13 protein-coding genes are annotated in these 18,678 nt (G+C 70.8%); 3 read left to right on the plus strand and 10 right to left on the minus strand.

Going from position 1 to position 18,678, the window contains the following annotated elements; translation table 11 throughout:
- Positions 1–150 precede the first annotated feature (150 nt).
- The 3 genes from PO605_RS17455 to PO605_RS17465 all read right to left on the minus strand — a co-directional run bounded on the left by PO605_RS17455 (position 151) and on the right by PO605_RS17465 (position 2,751).
- A complete protein-coding gene (locus PO605_RS17455) occupies positions 151–573 on the minus strand; it encodes a DoxX family protein (RefSeq protein WP_047218891.1) in 423 nt (140 codons plus the stop codon).
- 7 nt (positions 574–580) lie between these two features.
- Positions 581–952, minus strand: a complete 372-nt coding sequence (locus PO605_RS17460) for a DUF4148 domain-containing protein (RefSeq protein ID WP_047472791.1) — start codon at positions 950–952, stop codon at positions 581–583.
- 137 nt (positions 953–1,089) lie between these two features.
- Positions 1,090–2,751, minus strand: a complete 1,662-nt coding sequence (locus PO605_RS17465; RefSeq protein ID WP_272206676.1) for an adenylate/guanylate cyclase domain-containing protein — start codon at positions 2,749–2,751, stop codon at positions 1,090–1,092.
- A gap of 116 nt (positions 2,752–2,867) precedes the next feature.
- Between PO605_RS17465 and PO605_RS17470 the strand changes: the two genes are divergently transcribed.
- Positions 2,868–3,575: a Crp/Fnr family transcriptional regulator gene (locus PO605_RS17470; protein ID WP_013800613.1), complete on the plus strand. Its 708-nt coding sequence runs from the start codon at positions 2,868–2,870 to the stop codon at positions 3,573–3,575.
- Here PO605_RS17470 and PO605_RS17475 read toward each other — a convergent pair.
- On the minus strand, positions 3,572–5,191 hold the full coding sequence (locus PO605_RS17475; RefSeq protein WP_272206677.1) for an ABC-F family ATP-binding cassette domain-containing protein: 1,620 nt from the start codon (positions 5,189–5,191) through the stop codon (positions 3,572–3,574). The genes PO605_RS17470 and PO605_RS17475 overlap by 4 nt on opposite strands.
- A 375-nt stretch (positions 5,192–5,566) precedes the next feature.
- Positions 5,567–8,707 carry an efflux RND transporter permease subunit gene (locus PO605_RS17480; RefSeq protein WP_272206678.1) on the minus strand — a complete coding sequence of 1,047 codons (3,141 nt, stop codon included), beginning with the start codon at positions 8,705–8,707 and terminating at the stop codon, positions 5,567–5,569.
- 380 nt (positions 8,708–9,087) lie between these two features.
- Between PO605_RS17480 and PO605_RS17485 the strand changes: the two genes are divergently transcribed.
- Both PO605_RS17485 and PO605_RS17490 read left to right on the plus strand, forming a co-directional pair.
- Complete coding sequence (locus PO605_RS17485) at positions 9,088–9,822, plus strand: response regulator (protein ID WP_016448779.1); 735 nt, start codon at positions 9,088–9,090, stop codon at positions 9,820–9,822.
- Entirely contained in the window at positions 9,819–10,892 is a 1,074-nt protein-coding gene (locus PO605_RS17490; RefSeq protein WP_016448780.1) for an ATP-binding protein, read from the plus strand. The genes PO605_RS17485 and PO605_RS17490 overlap by 4 nt, the downstream gene beginning before the upstream one ends.
- Before the next feature lie 18 nt (positions 10,893–10,910).
- On the opposite strand, the gene PO605_RS17495 is transcribed toward PO605_RS17490, so the two are convergent.
- The 5 genes from PO605_RS17495 to PO605_RS17515 all read right to left on the minus strand — a co-directional run bounded on the left by PO605_RS17495 (position 10,911) and on the right by PO605_RS17515 (position 18,677).
- Positions 10,911–11,372, minus strand: coding sequence for a vWA domain-containing protein (locus tag PO605_RS17495; protein WP_084027467.1), 462 nt, complete (start codon positions 11,370–11,372; stop codon positions 10,911–10,913).
- 209 nt (positions 11,373–11,581) lie between these two features.
- Positions 11,582–12,730 (minus strand): ATP-binding protein, encoded by a 1,149-nt coding sequence (locus PO605_RS17500; RefSeq protein ID WP_272206679.1) that lies wholly within the window; start codon positions 12,728–12,730, stop codon positions 11,582–11,584.
- Positions 12,727–16,548, minus strand: a complete 3,822-nt coding sequence (gene cobN / locus PO605_RS17505; protein ID WP_047473339.1) for a cobaltochelatase subunit CobN — start codon at positions 16,546–16,548, stop codon at positions 12,727–12,729. Before cobN ends, PO605_RS17500 begins: the two co-directional genes overlap by 4 nt.
- A 29-nt stretch (positions 16,549–16,577) precedes the next feature.
- A complete protein-coding gene (cobW, locus tag PO605_RS17510; RefSeq protein WP_272206680.1) occupies positions 16,578–17,627 on the minus strand; it encodes a cobalamin biosynthesis protein CobW in 1,050 nt (349 codons plus the stop codon).
- A 27-nt stretch (positions 17,628–17,654) separates the two neighbouring features.
- Complete coding sequence (locus PO605_RS17515; RefSeq protein ID WP_047473342.1) at positions 17,655–18,677, minus strand: LLM class flavin-dependent oxidoreductase; 1,023 nt, start codon at positions 18,675–18,677, stop codon at positions 17,655–17,657.
- Position 18,678 lies beyond the last annotated feature (1 nt).

The following is an 18,678-nucleotide window of genomic DNA, read 5'->3' on the forward strand; positions in this document are numbered from 1 at the left end:
TTCGCGCCTTCCCCCTCTCTCGCTACGCGGGAGGGGGACGACACCCTCGGTGCGGGGCGGCGCGGCCGGCGTAGGCCCTTCCTCGGTGTCCCTCGCTTGGGGTAGCGCCGGTTTCATAGGCAGTGTTCAGTGCACAACACTGGCTCGCATTCAACGCCGCGCGTCCAGGCTCCAGCGCGCCACGGGTGCCAGCATCAGTTGCACGAATCCGCCGGCGATCGCCAGGTTCTTCAGGAACTGCACCAGCTGGCCCTTGTCGCCAAACTGGTTGTGGAACATCAGCGCCGACATGACGCTGAACACGGCCATCACGGCCGCGGCCTCGCGGGTGCGCCAGCCCAGCAGCAGGGCCGTGGCCACGCCCAGCTCCACCACCAGCGCCATGGCATACGACAGCATGGGCAGCGGCAGGCCCGCCTTGGCGATATAGGCCATGGTGCCCTCCGGCCCCATCAGCTTGCCGATGCCGCTGTAGATGAACAGCAGGCTCAGCAGCACCCGGGCCAGCAGCGGCGCGAAGTCGGCCCAGGGCGATGCGGCGGCATGGGCAGTGGAATGCGTGGCGGCGCGCATCGTCGGCTCAACCCGGGACACGGCCGGAACCCTGGCCTTCGGCCGCCTTCACCGAGCCGCCCAGGCGCTGCACTTCGGCCAGGTACTCGGGGCCGCTGCGCATGCGCTGGTACTGGGCCAGGCGCTGCTGGTAGTCGGCATCCCAGTGGTTCACATCGGACTCGCGGTAGACGTTGAGGCCGGCGCGGTTCCACAGGGCCAGGTCGGCCTGCACTTCGGCGCGCGACAGCGCGGGGCCGGAGCTGGTGGGCTCGGCGCCGAACCAGGTTTCTGCAGATACCGTGGCGGCCGGTGCGGCCGAGGCCATGCCCGGCCACAACGCGGAGGAAAGTGCGGCAGAAAGGGCGGTGATGGCGAAGAGGGTCTTTGCGTGCTTCATGGCGAATCCTTTGTCAAATCCTGCAGCGCGTGATTGCGTTCTGCATGGCTGCAGTCTCGTCTTCGCCCGCCTGCGCGTCAGTGCCTAAACGCACAGCTTTGCGCAAACTCTCCGGTTCCCGCGCTCACCATCCACGCTCAGGGCCACTGCAGGCCGGGCCGCGCCACATGCAGGGCCTGCAAGGGCTCGGAGCGCCCGCGCACCTGCACCTGCCGGACTTCGCCCAGGCCATCGGCCACGCCCGCGCGGCGCGCCACCTCCAGCGACAGCACCAGCCGCGCCTGGGCGCTCTTGGTGTATTCCTGCAGGCGGCTGGCCGTGTTGACCACCTCGCCCACGGCCGTGAAGGTGGTGGTGTGCTCGAAGCCCACGCGCCCCACGGCGGCGCGCCCCGCGTGCAGCCCCATGCCGAAATCCACCGGCTGGCCGAACTGCGCCTCGAAGCTCGCGCTCCACTCCTGCATGCGCCGGTCTATCAGGGCACTGGCTTGCACGGCCTGGCGGCAGGCCGTGTCCAGGTCGGTATCCAGGCCGAAGATGGCCATCACGCTGTCGCCGATGAACTGGTTGGCCATGCCGCCGCTGTCGTGCACGGCCTGGCCCACGCGCTCGAAATACTGGTCCAGCACCCAGGACAGGTCCACGGGCCATTGCCGCTCGGCCAGGCCGGACCAGCGGCGCAGGTCCACGAACAGGATGGCCACCTCGCGCACTTCGCGGACCTCGCGCTCCTGGCCCGCGCGCCCGGCCTGGGCGGCTGCCGGCGAGCGGAACAGCGGCGCCACCTGCACATCGCCCGTGGGCCGCAGCTGGCAGGCCAGCCGCACATCCTGCGGCGCGCCCACGCGCTCCAGCGTCAGGCGCTCGTCCCGCCCCGGCGCGGGCAGGTGGGCCGCCGGGCCGGACACGCGCACGCGGCAGGTGGAGCAGCGCGCCCTGCCGCCGCACAGCGACAAATGGGCAATGCCATGCTCGCGGCTGGCTTCGAGCACGCTCATGCCCTGGGGCACCTGCACCGTGCGGCCCGGATAGTGCAGCAGCACCTGGAGGGCGCCGCGCAGGCGCATGCGCCGCCACAGCCAGGGGCCGGCCAGCAAGGCAGCCAGGCCGGCCAGCCAGCCCTGGCGCAGCCCCGATGTCAGATCGCGCAGCAGCTGCGCCGCCTGCGGCGAAGGCCCGGCCGGCGCGGGCACACCGGCCGCCGCGATCTCGCGCGCCATGGAGACGATGCCCAGCGCCGCCAGCACGGGCAGCAGCACGGCGGCCGTGAGCAGCAGCGGCTGCCAGCGCCGCCACCAGCCGCGCGCACGCAGGGCCATGTGCAGGCCCATGCAGCCGTGGGTCCACGCGGCCGCCATCAGCAGCAGTTGGATGGCCATGCTGGACGGATTCCAGGAAGAACGCACGATGCGCGCATACGAGGGGTCCACGCCCCAGGCCTCCTGCGCCAGCCGCGTGGCCGGCACGTGCAGGGCCAGCAGCAGCGGCAGGCTCAGGCCCAGCAGCAGCCGCACGGCCTCCAGCGCCGGCATGCGCAGGCTGCGCCGCCGCGCCAGCGCCTGCAGCGCCAGCCCCATGTGCACGGCCAGCGCGCCGTAGAGCAGCAGGCTGCCGGGCAGGGATCGCCACAGGCCGTGGACCAGCTCGCGCACGGCCTCGGCCGTGGCCAGCGAGACCAGGCCCAGGGCATGGTTGGACAGGTGCAGCGCCGCATAGGTCCACAGCACCAGGCCGGTGGACCAGTGGAGACTGCGCAGGGACGGCAGGGACGGCAGGGACGGAGGAAGGACACGTGCCATGGAAACGGATGATGCGCCCGACGGCAGGACAAGACAGGAACAATGGCGGCTTGAAGGAACTTGGGACAGCGCAGCCCGATCCAGAATCTTTGTACATTCCGCCCGCTATTGGTTCCATGGCCCACCCCACGCAGCCCTCCAGTTTCGCCCTGCGCGGCATCGCCCTGTTCGAGGGCCTGGGCAGCGCCAGCCTGGACCGCATCGCCGCCGACTGCGAATGGCGCCCGCTGCAGGCCCGCCAGCCCGTGTTCAGCCGCTGCTCCACGGGCAGCGACGTGTTCTTCTTGGTCAGCGGGCGCGTGCGCATCACCACCTATTCGCCGGGCGGGCGCGAGGTCAGCTTCCGTGACTACGGGCCCGGCGAGCACTTCGGCGACCTGGCGGCCATTGACGGCCAGGCCCGCTCCACCGATGTGGTCACCCTGGAATCCTCGCTGCTGGCCAGCCTCTCGCGCCAGGACTTCCTGGCCCTGCTGGCGCGCGAGCCCGCCGTTGCCCTGCGCATGATGGAAGGCCTGGCCGGCCTGGTGCGCCGGCTGACCGACCGCGTGATGGAGTTGAGCACCCTGGGCGTGCCCACGCGCCTGCACATGGAGCTGCTGCGCCTGGCGCGGGAGGCGGGCGTATCGCCCGAGCACACGGCCCTCATCAGCCCCGTGCCTTCGCACTCGGTGCTGGCCAGCAAGATCAGCACCAACCGCGAGCAGGTCACGCGCGAGCTGGGCGCCCTCACCCGGCGCGGCCTGCTGCGCAAGGAGGGGCGCCAGGCGCTGCTGGTGACCGACGTGCGCGCGCTGCAGGCGCTGATAGCGCAGGAAAGCTAGGCGGACTCCATTCGCCAGCCCTGCGGCGACCACACCAGGCGGTCGGTCAGCCCGATGGCCTGCAGAAAATCCTCGTCATGCGAGACCACGACCAGCGTGCCGGCGTAGCCGCGCAGCATGGCCTCCAGCGCCTGCAGGGAAGGCAGGTCCAGGTGGTTGCAGGGCTCGTCCAGCAGGAGCAGGGGCGCGGGCGGCTCGGCATGCAGCGCGCAGGCCAGGGCGGCCTTGAGCTGCTCGCCACCGCTGAGCCGGCCCGCAGGCTGCTCCACCTGCCGGGCTGCCAGCCCGAGCCAGGCCAGGCGCGTGCGCAGCACATCCACGGGGGTGCCGGGGCAGGCGTCCTGCAACTGCTCCATCACCGTGCGCCCGGGCTGCAACAGGGACAGGCGCTGGTCCAGGTAGGCACAGGCCTGCATGCGGCGCACCTCGCCCGCCTGGGGCGCAAGGCGGCCTGACAGCACATCGAGCAGGCGCGTCTTGCCGCAGCCGTTGGGACCGGTCACGGCCAGGCGCTGGCCGCCGTACAGAGACAGGTTCAGGCGCGGCCCCGGGGAAAACGGCAGCAGCACATCGTCCAGCAGCGCCACCACGTCGCAGGGAGCACCGGCCGGTGGCGGCGCCTGCATGCGGATGCCGGCCTGCAGGTCGATCTGGCGTGCCGCCTCGCGCACGCGCTGGTCCAGCGCCTCGCGCGTGTCTGCATGCTGGCGGCGCAGGCGGCCGGCCGACGCCTGGCTGCGCTCCTTTTGCCGGTCCAGCAGAATGCGCGCCTGGTTGGCCTCCTGGCCCTGGCGGCGGCCGCGCGCCTCGCGGCGCTGCTGGCGCTCCTGCTGCTCGCGCAGCTGCTGCGTTTCGCGGCGCCGCTCCAGCTTGCGCTGCTCCAGCAGTTGCACCGCCGAGGCCATCTCGCGCGCCTTGGCTTCGGCATAGAAGGCGTAGCCGCCGCCGTAGCTGCGAAGCCCCTGCGGCGACAGCTCCACGATGCGTTCCATGCCCTGCAGCAGACTGCGGTCATGGCTGACCACGACCAGGCCACCGGGCCAGCGCTGCAGCTGCGCGGCCAGGGCCTGGCGGCTTTCGCGGTCCAGGTGGTTGCTGGGCTCGTCCAGCACCAGGTGGTCGGCGCCCGACAGCAGCGCGCCCGCCAGGGCCGCGCGCATGGCCTCGCCGCCGCTGAGGGCGTGGCCCGGCGTATCGGCACGCAGATGGCCCAGGCCCGCCAGCTCCAGCTGGGCCTGCAGGCGCTGGCGCAGGTCCCAGCGGTCGGCCAGCAGCTCGAAGTCGCGGGGCTCGCAACTGCCGCCCTCGATGCGCGCCAGCGCCTCCAGCGCGGGCTGCAGCCCGGCCAGCGCCGCCACCGAAGGCTGGTCATGCCAGTCCGTGCGCTGGGCCAGGTACAGCACCTGCCCCGAGCGCAGGCAGCGGCCCTGCGAGGGCGCATCCAGCCCGGCCAGGATGCGCGCCAGCCGCGACTTGCCCACGCCGTTGCGCCCCACCAGGCCGGTGCAGCGTTGGTCCAGGGTTTCGGAAAGATCGGAGAAAAGGGGGCTGCCATCGGGCAGCACGCAGGAAACGCCGTCGAGCGTGATCGTGGTATTCGTCATATCGCGGTTCATGGATGCCAACGCAGTTCCTTGCCGCTTTGCATGCATTGCGCATGCCGTGGGCAGGGTCGGGAAAAGCGGGCCGCTGGGATAGCGGCAGCATCAATGGCGCATGGGACGAATACCTCCTGCAATGGCGAACGAAGCCGCCATTATAGAAATCATGGGACGGACGTGCTGGCCGTGCCGGAGGGGGCGCCATCGGCGCCGTCGGCGCCAAGGGGGCCGGCATGCGCACCGGCGTTTGCACGCGGCGGCTCGGGTCCGGTGGGCCCGGCCTGCCGCGCGGGGGCTGCAGGCGCCGATGGCGCGCAAGGGTTCGAAGACTGTGCCGGCGGGCGGCCCTGAAAGCACAGGGCGTTGAGCGCGATCCAGAGGGGCATGTGTTTATGTTCCGGGGTCCGCAGCGGGCGGCGGCCGGCGCGCACTGCCGCGCGGCCCGGCGATGCGCCGCTGCCATTCAAGGACGAAGACGAAGAAGACGGGTACGAAGAACACCGCCAGCACCGTGCCGCTGACCATGCCGCCGAACACGCCCGTGCCGATGGCGTGCTGGGTCTCGGCGCTGGCGCCCGATGCCAGCATCAGCGGCACCACGCCCAGCGCAAAGGCCAGCGAGGTCATGAGGATGGGCCGCAGCCGCAGGCGCGCGGCCTTGATGGCGGCCTCGCGCAGGTCCTGGCCTTCCTCGCGCAGCTGCTTGGCGAATTCCACGATCAGGATGGCGTTCTTGGCCGACAGGCCGATGATGGTGATCAGGCCCACCTTGAAGAACACGTCGTTGGGCATGCCGCGCAGCAGCACGGCGGCCACCGCGCCCAGCAGGCCCAGGGGCACGACCAGCATCACCGACAGCGGGATGGACCAGCTCTCGTACAGCGCGGCCAGCACCAGGAAGACCACCAGCATGGACAGGGCCATGAGCAGGGGCGCCTGCGCGGCCGACTGGCGCTCCTGCAGCGACTGGCCGGTCCAGGCCACGGAAAAGCCGGGCGGCAACTGGGCCACCAGCCGCTCCATCTCGGCCATGGCCGCGCCGCTGGATGTGCCGGGCGCAGGCGTGCCCGAGATGCGCGACGCCAGGAAGCCCTGGTAGCGCACCAGCTGCAGCGGCGTCTCGGACCACACGGGCGTGGCGAACTCGGCCAGCGGCACCATGCCGCCCGCAGCGTTGCGCACGTTCAGCCGGAGCACATCATCGATCTGCATGCGCGCGGGCGCGTCGGCCTGCACGATGACCTGCTGCATGCGCCCGGCGTTGGGGAAGTCGTTGACGTACAGCGAGCCCATGGCCGTGGACAGCGTCTCGCTGATGGCGGCAAAGCCCACGCCCAGGGCCTGGGCCTTCTGGCGGTCGATCTCCAGCCGCACGCTGGTGCCCGAAGGCAGGCTGTCCTGGTAGGCCGAGCCCAGCACGCTGCTGCTGCCGGCCAGCGCCAGCAACTGGTCGGTGGCCGACTTGAGCGCGGCATGGCCCTGGCCCGTGCGGTCCTGCAGGTACATGGTGAAGCCCGAGGAAGTGCCCAGCTCATCGATGGCCGGGGGCTGCAGCACCATGATGGCGCCCTCGGGCGCGTGTTCCATGGCCTTTTGCGCGAGCGAGACTTCCTCGCCGGCCGTGGCGCCGTTGCGCTGGTCCCAGTCCTTGAGCGTGGTGAAGGCCATGGCCGCGTTCGGGCCCGAGCCCGCGAAGCTGAAGCCCAGCACCGAGATGCTGGAGGCGATGCCGGGGCGCTGCGCCACATGCTCCTCATAGCGCTTGACCACGTCCAGCGTGCGCTCGGCCGTGGCATCGGCCGGCAGCTGGATAGAGGTCATGAAGTAGCCCTGGTCCTCCTCGGGCAGGAAAGCCGAGGGCAGCTGGCGCAGCGCAAACACCAGGATGGCCACGATGGCCGCGAACAGCAGCATCATGCGGCCCGTGCGCCGCACCAGGCCCGTGACATGGGCCTCGTAGCGGTTCGTCAGCCGCTCGAAGCCGCGGTTGAACCAGCCGAAGAAGCCTTTCTTCTCATGGTGGCCTGCCGCCACCGGCTTGAGCAAGGTGGCGCACAGCGCCGGCGTCAGGCTCAGGGCCAGGAAGGCCGAGAACAGGATGGACACGGCCATGGACAGCGTGAACTGCTGGTAGATCACGCCCACCGAGCCGCTGGCGAACGCCATGGGAATGAACACCGCCGTCAGCACCAGGGTGATGCCGATGATGGCGCCCGTGATCTCCTTCATGGCCTTGAGCGTGGCATCGCGCGGCGACAGGCCCTCCTCGGCCATCAGGCGCTCCACGTTCTCGACCACGACGATGGCGTCGTCCACGATGATGCCGATGGCCAGCACCATGCCGAACATGGTCAGCACGTTGATGGAAAAGCCCGCCACCAGCATCACGGCGAAGGTGCCCAGCAGCGCCACGGGCGCCACGATGGCCGGGATCAGCGTGTAGCGCAGGTTCTGCAGGAACAGGTACATCACCAGGAAGACCAGCACCATGGCCTCGACCAGGGTCTGCACCACCTTCTCGATGGAGATCTTGACGAAGGGCGCGGTGTTGAACGAGATGGTGTGCTCCATGCCCCTCGGCAGGATGGAGGCCAGCTCGGCCATGCGCTTTTGCACGGCGGCGGCCGTGCGCACGGCATTGGCACCGGGCGACAGCTGCACGGCGGCGCTGGTGGCGGGCTTGCCATCCTCGCGGTTGGAGAAGGCATAGGACTGCGCACCCAGCTCCACGCGCGCCACGTCGCCCAGCACCAGGCGGGAGCCGTCGGCATGGGCGCGCAGCACGATGGCCGCGAACTGCTCGGGCGAGGTCAGCTGGCCCTGCACCGTCAGCGGCGTGGTCACGCGCTGGCCCGGCGCGGTCGGCGCATCGCCCACGCGGCCCGGGGCGATCTGCATGTTCTGCTGCTGGATGGCCTGGGTGAGGTCGCCCATGGACAGCCCGTAGGAGATCAGCTTGGCCGGATCGACCCAGACGCGCATGGCCTGCTCGGTACCGAACAGCTGCACGCGGCCCACGCCCTCGATGCGCCGCAGCTCCTCGACGATATTGCGCGCCATGTAGTCATTGAGTGCCAGCTCGTCGAACTCGCCGCCCGGCGAGATCAGGCCCACCAGCAGCAGAAAGCTCGACGTGGCCGACTCCACCTGCAGCCCGTTCTGGCGCACGGCCTGCGGCAGGCGCGGCTCCACGGCCTTGATGCGGTTTTGCACATCCACCTGGGCCAGCTCCGGGTTGGTGCCGGGCTTGAAGGTGGCCTTGATCTCGGCCGAGCCCGAGGTGTCCACCGAGGACTCGAAGTACAGCAGGTGGCGGACGCTGGACAGCTCGCGCTCGATCAGCGAGACCACGGAATCATTGAGCGTCTTGGGCGTGGCGCCCGGATAGGTGGCATACAGGCTCACCGTGGGCGGCGCCACCGTGGGATAGCGCGATATCGGCAATTGCGGGATGGCGAGCACGCCCAGCAGCACGATGAACAGCGCGATGACCCAGGCAAAGACGGGCCGGTGAATGAAGAACTGTGGCATGGACGCGAGGTCTGGTTTTCAATGCGCGCCAGGGCGCGCTGCGGAAAAAATACGGCGCCTGGCGCCGAATCATCTGAGGGGCCATCCGGATGCAAATCCAGATTGCCAGGAGGCATGGGGATGAAGGAAACTCCTGCCGGTGCGGCTTCGGCCTGCGGCGTGTTGCCGCAAGGGCCATTCACTCAGGGAGCCGCTGCAAAAGCTGACCGCTCCACCCGCTCATACGGCACTGCCGCTGTGACTTCATATTCATCGCTTTGTTTCGCATGCCGGCCAATGGCGGCGGCACAGGGAAACAGCTTGCGTTCTTTCGATGGCATTTCGGCCCGGGAAATGTGGAAGAACGATGGAGATGAACACAGCCGCCGCCGCGACCCAAAATGGCTTCTATCATTGCCCAGCCCTTGCCTTTCCAGCCATCGACATCGCTCATCCTCGTTGCCGAGGACGAGCCCGAGATCGCAGACATCCTGTGCGCCTACCTGGCCCGCAGCGACCTGCGCACCGTCCATGCCGCCGATGGCCAGCAGGCCCTTGAACTGCACCACCACTTGAAACCCGATCTCGTTCTTCTCGACGTGCAGATGCCACGCCTCGACGGCTGGCAGGTGCTGTCCGAAATCCGCCGGCGCGGCGACACGCCCGTCATCATGCTCACCGCCCTCAACCAGGACGTGGACAAGCTCATCGGCCTGCGCATTGGCGCGGACGACTACGTGGGCAAGCCCTTCAATGCGGCCGAGGTCGTGGCGCGCGTGCAGGCCGTGCTGCGCCGCTGCGGCCAGGGCCGGCTCCGCGATACCAAGCTGCTGCAGGCCGGCCCCTTTCGCGTGGACCTGGACAGCCGCGAGGTCAGCGTGCAGGTGCAGGGCGCCACGCATGTACCCGAACTCACCGTGACCGAATTCAACCTGCTGGCCAGCCTGGTGCGTTCGCCCCGGCGCGTGTTCAGCCGCGCCGAGCTGCTGCTCAGTTGCCTGCCCGAAGGCCACACGCTGGAACGCACCGTGGACAGCCACATCAGCAAGCTGCGCAAGAAGCTCGAAGGCCTGGGCCTGCAGGGCATGCCCGACAGCGTGCGCAGCGTGGGCTACCGGCTGGGGATGGACCCATGAGCGCAGTGCCGGGCCTGCGCCGGCAGGTGGTGCTGACCATGTCGGCCGTCACGCTGGCCGTGGTCGTGCTGTGCGTGCTGGGTTCGTACGCCTTCTATGCACTGCTGCTGACCTTTCACCCGGCCAGCGTCTCCGACGGCTGGATGCCCTCCAGCGTGGAGCTGGCCTGGGTGCTGCTGACCCTGGTCATCGCCCTGCTGATCGCCATCTTCGTGGCCACGCGGCTATCGCGGCGCATCCTGCCCTCGCTGGACTCGGTGGCCATCAGCCTGCGCCAGCTGGCCCAGGGCGACCTCTCGGCGCGCGCGCACACCGACGACAGCGCGCTGCACGAGGCCGCCCAGCTGGTGCACGACTTCAACAGCCTGGCCCAGCGCCTGGAAGGCATGGCGCAGGAGCGCGCCTTCTGGAGCGCGGCCATCGCCCATGAGCTGCGCACGCCCGTGACCATCCTCAGCGGACGGCTGCAAGGCCTGTCCGATGGCGTCTTCCTGCCCAGCAAGGACATGCTGGCCAGCCTGATGACCCAGGTCGAGGGGCTGACCCGCCTGATCGACGATCTGCGCCTGCTGGGCCTGCAGGACAACGGCCACCTGCATCTGGAGCTGCGCCAGACCTGCCTGGCCGGCGAGGTGCGATCGGTGACCCTGGCCGTGGGGCCGGCGCTGGAGCAGGCGGGCCTGCAACTGGCGCTGGAGCTGGACGAGCAGCCCGTGGTCTGCGACCCCGTGCGCATACGCCAGGCCCTGCTGGCCCTGCTGGAAAACGCCATGCTGTATGCGCAGCCCGGCCCCCTGCTGGTGGCCGCGCGCGTGCGCCAGGGCCTGTGCACCGTGCGCGTGGAAGACAGCGGCCCCGGCGTGGCGGCGGACCTTGCGCCGCGCATCTTCGACGCCTTCCAGCGCGGCGAAGGCGCCCGCAGCCGCAAAAACGCCGGCGTGGGGGCCAGCAAGGGCAGCGGACTGGGCCTGGCCGTGGTCCAGGCCATTGCCCAGGCCCATGGCGGGCGGGCGCAATGCCTGCCGGGCGAGCGCGGCGGCGCGCTGTTCGAGCTGAGCTGGCCGGCCTGACCTCGTCAGAGCCGCAGATCAGCCTGCGAAATCATCGGCCCGCACATGGCGTGCGTCCCAGGCGGCAGCCAGCGCAGCGGCCCGGCCCAGGCGCACGCGGCCTGATTCGAAGTCCACGATGCCTGCCTCCTGCGCCGCCGCAGGCCGCGCAGGCCGCTCGCGCGTGCGGCCGTCGGTGAGCAGCCACAGCCAGCCCTGGCAGGAGGCCTCTGCGCCGCAATGGCGCTGCAGCAACTGGCCCGCCTGCTCCACGGCCGCCTGCAGCGGCGTGCCGCCGCCCCCGCCAATGGGAGCGATCCAGTCGTCATTCCAGGCCGCTGCCTTGCGCGGCGGCAGGCGCAATTCCACGCGCGTGCCCGCAAAGCAGATCAGCGCCACCTGCTCGCGGCGGCGGTAGGCCTCTTCCATCAGCGACAGCAGCACGCCCTTGGCCCGCGCCAGTGCGCCGCTGGCGGCCATGGAGGCCGAGCAATCGAGCACAAAGCAATGCAGCCGCGCGGCCTGCGGCGGCTCGCGGCGGCGCTGCAGATGTTCGGGCGCGAGCAGCCGGGCGCCGCGCGCGGCCAGCGTGCGCGGCCAGTCCCAGCTGCCGGTGGGCGGCCCGCCTTGCGCCTGGGCCAGCCGGGGCTGGCTGGCCGCCTGCTGGCCCGCCCTCGCATCCCTTGCCTGTGGCGCGGGGCCGCGAGGGCTCAGGCTTTTTTTGCGGCGGGCGCTCCGGGCTTTGCGGCCTCGCAGGCCAGCAACGAAGGCACGGCGACACGCAGCAGGCCCACGGGCTCGGGCGGCATGGCGCCCCAGTCGGCCTCGGAGGGTTGGCTGCCGCTTTCGCCGTTGGCCGTGGCCTGGGCAGGCGGCCGGCTTTGTGCCGGCGACTGCGAAGGCGGATTCGATGGCGCCTGCTGTGGGGATGGCTGCTGCGGCTGCGGCTGCGGCTGCGGCGCCCCCGGCTTGCGGCGGTGCACCAGCACCAGCTCGGCCACGGCCTGCACATGGTCGGGCGTGACCTCGGCATCGCCCAGCCAGGCGGCCCAGGCGCGTGCGGCACGCAGCAGCACCAGGTCGGCGCGCAGGCCGTCCACCTGGGCGGCAATGCACAGCGCTCCGGCGGCCTGCAGCACCGCGTCGGACCAGGGCAGCGCGCCGGCCGGCTGCAGGCGCTCGCGTGCCGTGCGCAGCTGCGCGGCCAGCGCGGCCTGGGCGTCTGCATGGCGGGCGCGGAAGGCTGCGGGGTCGGCATCGAACACCAGGCGCGCACGCACGATGGCCTGGCGCTGGGCCACATCCTGCACATTGGCCAGGCGCACGCACAGGCCCAGGCGGTCCAGCAGCTGCGGGCGCAGCTGGCCTTCCTCGGGGTTCATGGTGCCCACCAGCACGAAGCGCGCCGCATGGCGGTGGGAGATGCCGTCGCGCTCGACCACGTTGACGCCGCTGGCGGCGGCATCCAGCAGCACATCGACCAGGGCATCGGGCAGCAGGTTGATCTCGTCCACATAGAGCACGCCGCCATGGGCGCGTGCCAGCAGGCCGGGCGCGAATTTGAGCGCATGGCCGGCCATGGCCTGGCCCAGGTCCAGCGAGCCGGCCAGATGCTCCAGCGAGGCGCCCAGCGGCAGCGTGACGAAGGGCGCGGCCTCGATCAGCTCGGCCAGGGCACGCGCGGCCGTGGACTTGGCCGTGCCGCGCGGCCCCTCGATCAGCACGCCGCCCAGTTGCGGGTCGATGGCGGCCAGCAGCAGCGCCTGGCACAGCAGGGGCTGGCCGGCAATGGCGGCAAAGGGAAACAGCGGCGGCAGCGCGGGCTGGGCGCCGCTGCCCAGATCAGGAGATGCGGTCATCCGCGCAATCCTTCGAGATGGTTTTCATGTTCCAGCAGCAGGTCTTCCAGCTGCTGGCGATAGTCGCCGGGCTGCTCCCACAGGCCGCGCTGCATGGCTTCGAGCAGGCGCTCCAGCATGTCGCGCAGGGCCTGCGGATTGTGCTGCACGAGAAAGTCGCGCGTGGCCGCGTCCAGCACATAGGCGTCGGCCACCAGGGCGTACTGGTGGTCGCCCACCTGCTGCGTGGTGGCGTCGAAGCCGAAGAGATAGTCCACCGTGGCCGCCATCTCGAAGGCGCCCTTGTAGCCGTGGCGCTTGGCGCCGTCCATCCACTTGGGATTGGTGACGCGCGAGCGCACCACGCGCGCAATCTCCTCCTTGAGCGAGCGCACGCGCGGCTGGGCCGGGTTGGCATGGTCGCCGTGGTAGAGCGCGGGCTGGCGGCCCGAGAGGTGGCGCACGGCCGAGGCCATGCCGCCCTGGAACTGGAAGTAGTCGCCCGAGTCGAGGATGTCGTGCTCGCGGCTGTCCTGGTTGTGGGCCACCACGTCGAGCTCGCCCAGGCGGCGGCGCAGCGCATCGCCTGCGGGCACGCCCTCGGCGTCCTGGCCGTAGGCATGCTGGCTCCAGCCCAGGTAGGCCTGGGCCAGGTCGGCATCGCCCTGCCAGTCGCCGCTCTGGAACAGTCCGCCCAGGCCCGATCCATAGTGGCCGGGCGGCGCGCCGAACACGCGCCAGCCGGCCTGCAGGCGGGCCTGCACGGCGTCCATGCCCTGCGCCTGCAGCTGCTCGGCCTCGGCCAGGATGCGCGCGCGTATGGGGTTGTCCTCGGCGTCCTCGTCCAGCGCGGCCACGGCCTGCACGGCCGCGTCGAACATCTGCACGGCGCCGGGGAAGGCATCGCGGAAAAAGCCCGAGATGCGCAGCGTCACATCCACGCGCGGCCGGCCCATGCCCACGCGCGGCACCACCTCGAAGTCCACCACGCGCTGGCTGCCGGGCGCCCATTTGGGGCGCACGCCGATCAGCGCAAAGGCCTGGGCGATGTCGTCGCCGCCCGTGCGCATGGTGGCCGTGCCCCAGACCGACAGGCCCAGGGTGCGCGGGTACTCGCCATGCTCCTGCAGATAGCGCTCCAGCAGCCTGAGCGTGGCCTGCTGGCCCAGCTCCCAGGCGGCCTGGGTGGGAATGGCGCGCGTGTCCAGCGTGTAGAAATTGCGCCCCGTGGGCAGCACGTCGGGCCGCCCGCGCGAGGGCGATCCGCTGGGCCCGGGCGGCACGAAGCGGCCCTGCAGCCCGCGCAGCAGCTGGCGCAGTTCCTCGCCGCCACAGGCATCCAGCGCGGGCGCCAGCACGGCATGCACCTGTTGCAGCGCGGCGCGTGTCTGCGGCCAGTCACCGGCCGGGGCCTCACCTTCCAGCAACTGCTGGGCCAGCAGCTCCAGGCGCTCGCGCGTGTCGCCTTCATGGCGCCAGGGCTCGTCGCTCACGGCCTGCAGTGCGGCGGGGCGCGCGCCGGTCCAGGGGCGTGCAGGCTCCATGCGCAGCGGGTCGAACCCGGGGCTGTCCAGCAGGTCGGCGGCCAGCGCCTGTATCAGGCCCTGGCCTTCGTCCGACGGGAAGCGCGCCAGCGCCAGCAGCGTGTCGCGGCGCTGGCGCCCTTGCGGCGAGGCGCCGAAGACATGCAGGCCGTCGCGGATCTGGGTTTCCTTGAGCTCGCACAGGTAGGCGTCTATGCGTTCGAGCACGGCATCGTCGTCCTGCGCGGCACCGGGCGCCAGGTCCAGCTCCTGTTCCAGGTGCTGGCGGCGCACGATGTCCAGGATCTGGCGGCGCAGCAGCGCGCCGCGCCGCGCATCGACCAGCAGGGCGTCGTAGTACTCGTCCACCAGGCGCTCCAGGTCCTGCAGCGGGCCGTGGTTTTCGGCGCGCGTCAGCGGCGGCATCAGGTGGTCGATGATCACGGCCTGGCTGCGGCGCTTGGCCTGGGCGCCTTCGCCGGGATCGTTGACGATGAAGGGGTACAGGTGCGGCAGCGGGCCCAGGATGGCATCGGGCCAGCACGCGCCCGACAGCGCCAGGCTCTTGCCCGGCAGCCATTCGAGGTTGCCATGCTTGCCCACGTGGACCATGGCATCCACGGCAAAGCGGTCGCGCAGCCAGAAGTAGAAGGCCAGGTAGCCGTGGGGCGGCACCAGCTCGGCATCGTGGTAGCTCGCATAGTCCTGCGCGCCCATGCCTTTACCGACCAATGCACGCGCCGGCTGTATGCCGACAAAGACATGGCCCAGGCGCAGGCCCGCGATCATGAAGCGGCCCTGGCGCAGCAGCGGGTCGGCCTCGGGCGCGCCCCAGCGCGCCGTGACGGCGTCGGCCATGCCGTCCGGCAGCGCGGCCAGGCGTGCCAGGTACTCGTCCAGCGCATAGCTTTGCCAGGCCGGTCGCAGCGGCCACTGGGCAGGGTCGTTGGCAATGCCCTGCTGCAGGGTGTGCATCAGCGCCTCGCCATCGGCGGGCAGCTGCGCGGGGTCGCCCAGCTCGTGCCCTTCGGCCGCCAGGTGCTGCAGGATGGCGATCACCGAGGCCGGCGTATCCAGCCCCACGCCGCTGCCGATGCGGCCTTCGCTGCCCGGATAGTTGGCCAGCACCAGGGCCAGGCGCTTGTCGCGCGCGGGCAGGCTGCGCAGGCGGCACCAGCGCCAGGCCAGGTCGGCCACGAAGTCCACGCGGTCGGGCTCGGGCTGGTAGGCCACCACGTCGGCCTGGGTGAAGGCGCAGCGGTGGGACAGGCCCTTGAAGCTGATGGCGCGCGTGATGATGCGGCCATCCATCTCGGGCAGCACCACCTGCATGGCGATGTCCCGCGGGCGCAGGCCCTGGCTGTCGGCCCACCAGTCCTCGCGGTTGCCGCCGCTGGCGATCACCTGCAGCACGGGCGCATCGCCGGCCAGGGCCGTGCCCGATTCCAGCGCCGAGAACGCCGTGGTGTTGAGCACCAGCTGCACGGCATGGTCTTCGCAGAGCTGGCGCAGCGTGGCCAGGCACAGCGGGTCCTTGAGCGAGTCCAGCGCCACGGCCAGCGGGTTCATGCCGCGCTGCTGCAGCGACAGGGCCATGGCGTCGAAGGCCGCCGTATTGCCCGCCAGCAGGTGGGAGCGGTAGAACACCAGGGCCACCGTGGGCGCGCCCGGCGTCCAGGCGCGCTGCAGGTCGTCGATGCCGGCCACGTCATGGGCCTGCACCTGGGCAGGGTTGGGTGCGTTCTCGAATAGCGCAAGCGGCACGTGCACGGCTGCCTGAGGCAGGGTGCGCGGCGGCAGCGGCGCATCGCCCCGGTCCAGCCCGTGGTAGACGGTGGCCTTGAGGAATTCGCGCGCATTGGCCGCGCCGCCCGAGCGCAGGTACTGCCACAGCTGGCGGCAGGCGGCGGCCGGCAGCGTGCTGCGCGCCAGCAGGTGCGGGTCTTCCTGCAGGTCACCCGAGAACATGGCCAGGCGCTGCCCCTTGCGGCGCGCCAGCGAGCCGATCTGCTCGATGCCATAGGGCCAGGCCGACTCCGAGCCCAGGTGGTCCACGATGACCACGCGCGCATGGCGCAGCACCTCGTCCACATACAGGTCCAGCGAGGCCGGCTGGCGCAGGTACAGCAGATTGGCCAGCCGCACCGAGGGGAAGTCCGCCGACGCCCCGGCCAGCGCGGCCACGGCCGAGGACAGCAGGGCCAGCGTGGTGTCGGCCGAGCTCAGGATGACGATGTCGGCCGGCGTCTGGTCGAGGCGGGTGACGATGCTCTCGTCCTCGACGAAGCCGCCGGGGCGCGTGGACAGCAGGTGCATGGAATAGGTTTCAGTACGGAATCGGAAGGTCAGGCGGCCACATTCTCCAGGCCCTTGCGCAGCGCTGCTTCGTCAAGGTCTTGCCCGATGAACACCAGGCGCGTGCCGCGTGCCTCGCCCTCGCGCCAGGCGCGGTCGAAATGGTGGTCGAAGCGGCGGCCCACGCCCTGCAGCAGCCAGCGCATGGGCTTGCCCGGGATCTCGGCAAAGCCCTTGACGCGCAGGATGCTGTGCTGCTCCACCAGCGTCTCCAGCGCGGCCAGCAGGCCGTCGCGGTCCACGGCGGGCAGGTCGATCACGTAGGAGTCGAAGTCGTCGTGGTCATGGTCCTCGTCGTGGTCGTGGTGGCTCACGCGCTGGTCGATGGTGGTCTCGGCCGCCTTGGCCAGGCCCAGCACCACGTCCAGCGGCAGGCGGCCCTGGGACGATTGCACGATCTTGACCTCGGGCGGCAGCTCCTCGCGCACCAGGGCGGTCACGCGCGCCAGGGCATCGGCATCGGCCAGGTCGGTCTTGTTGAGCACCACCAGGTCGGCCGCGCCCAGCTGGTCCTCGAACAGTTCGTGCAGCGGCGATTCGTGGTCCAGGTTGGGGTCGGCGCGGCGCAGCTCGTCCACGGCCTGGGGATTGGCGGCGAACTGGCCGCTGGCGGCCGCTGGCGTGTCCACCACGGTGACCACCGCGTCCACGGTGAACACGTTGGCGATCTCGGGCCACTGGAAGGCCTGGACCAGGGGCTTGGGCAGGGCCAGGCCCGAGGTCTCGATGATCACGGCGTCGATCTGGTCGCGGCGCTCGGCCAGCGCGCGCATCACGGGGAAGAACTCCTCCTGCACCGTGCAGCACATGCAGCCGTTGGCCAGCTCGTACAGCGCGCCTTCGCGCTCGTTGCCCTCATCGTCGCAGCCGATGCCGCAGCCCTTGAGGATCTCGCCATCGATGCCCAGCTCTCCGAACTCGTTGACGATGACAGCGATGCGCCGGCCGCCCGCGCTGTCCAGGATGTGGCGCAGCAGCGTGGTCTTGCCGCTGCCCAGGAAGCCGGTGACGATGGTGGCGGGAATCTTGGCGGTTTGCATGGAAGGTTCTCCAGAAAAAAGAGGAAGTCAGACGGTGGCGAAAGGCACGGCGCTGCGCAATGAAGGAAGAACCTCCTGCGCAAACAGCTCCATGCCGGCGAGGGCCTGGGCATCGCTCCACAGGCCGTTGGCGTTGAAGACGCAGCGCAGCTGGCCCATGCCCGTGCGCTCGCGCAAGGCGGTGATCTGCGCATGGCACTGCTCGGGCGTGCCATGGATGAATTGCTCGGCCAGCACGCGCGGCACATCGATGGGCAGCACCTGGTCGGCCGGCACGCCGCGCTTGCCCGCAAAGTACACGCGCCGCTGGTACAGCTGCGGCCACAGCGTGGCCAGCCGGGCCTGCACGGCGGCCTCGTCGGCACCGATGCAGACATAGCGCGCCAGCGATGAACGCGCACGCAGCGCGGCGGCATCGCGCCCGCGCTCCCGGGCAGCGGCCTCCAGGCGCTCCAGCTGCATGCCTTCGGGCGGCTCCAGGCTCAGCAGCAGGGGCAGATTCTGATCGACGGCAAAGCCCAGGGTCTCTGCCGTGGAGCCGGCCACATACAAGGGAGGATGCGGACGCTGCACGGTCGAAGGCAGGGCGGGCCGATCCTCGAAGCGCCACGGCCCCTGCCCAGCTGCGACGGGCTTGCCGGACAGCGCCTCCACCAGGATGCGGCAGGACTGCTCGAAGCGTTCGCGCGTGCTGTCCGCATCGATCTGCAGGGCGCGCAGCGCGGCCGGCTCCGTGCCCCGGCCCACACCCACGTCGATGCGGCCGGCGCTTTGCAGGTCCAGCTGGGCAATCTCCTCGGCCAGCATCAGCGGGTGGTGCAGCGGCAGCACCAGCACCGAGGTGCCCACGCGCAGCCGCTCGGTGCGCGCCAGCACGGCGGCGGCCAGCAGCAGGGGCGAGGGATAGGGCCAGGCGGTATCGGGCACGCGGAATTCGTTGAACCACACGCCCTGGAAACCCAGGCGCTCGGCGCGCTCGAACAGTGCCAGGAATTCACGGTGGTCGCCGCGCGTGGCGTCGCGCGTCCAGCCGGCCAGATCGATGCGCATG

It is taken from the genome of Delftia sp. DT-2 (assembly GCF_028401915.1).
GTDB lineage: Bacteria > Pseudomonadota > Gammaproteobacteria > Burkholderiales > Burkholderiaceae_C > Comamonas > Comamonas tsuruhatensis.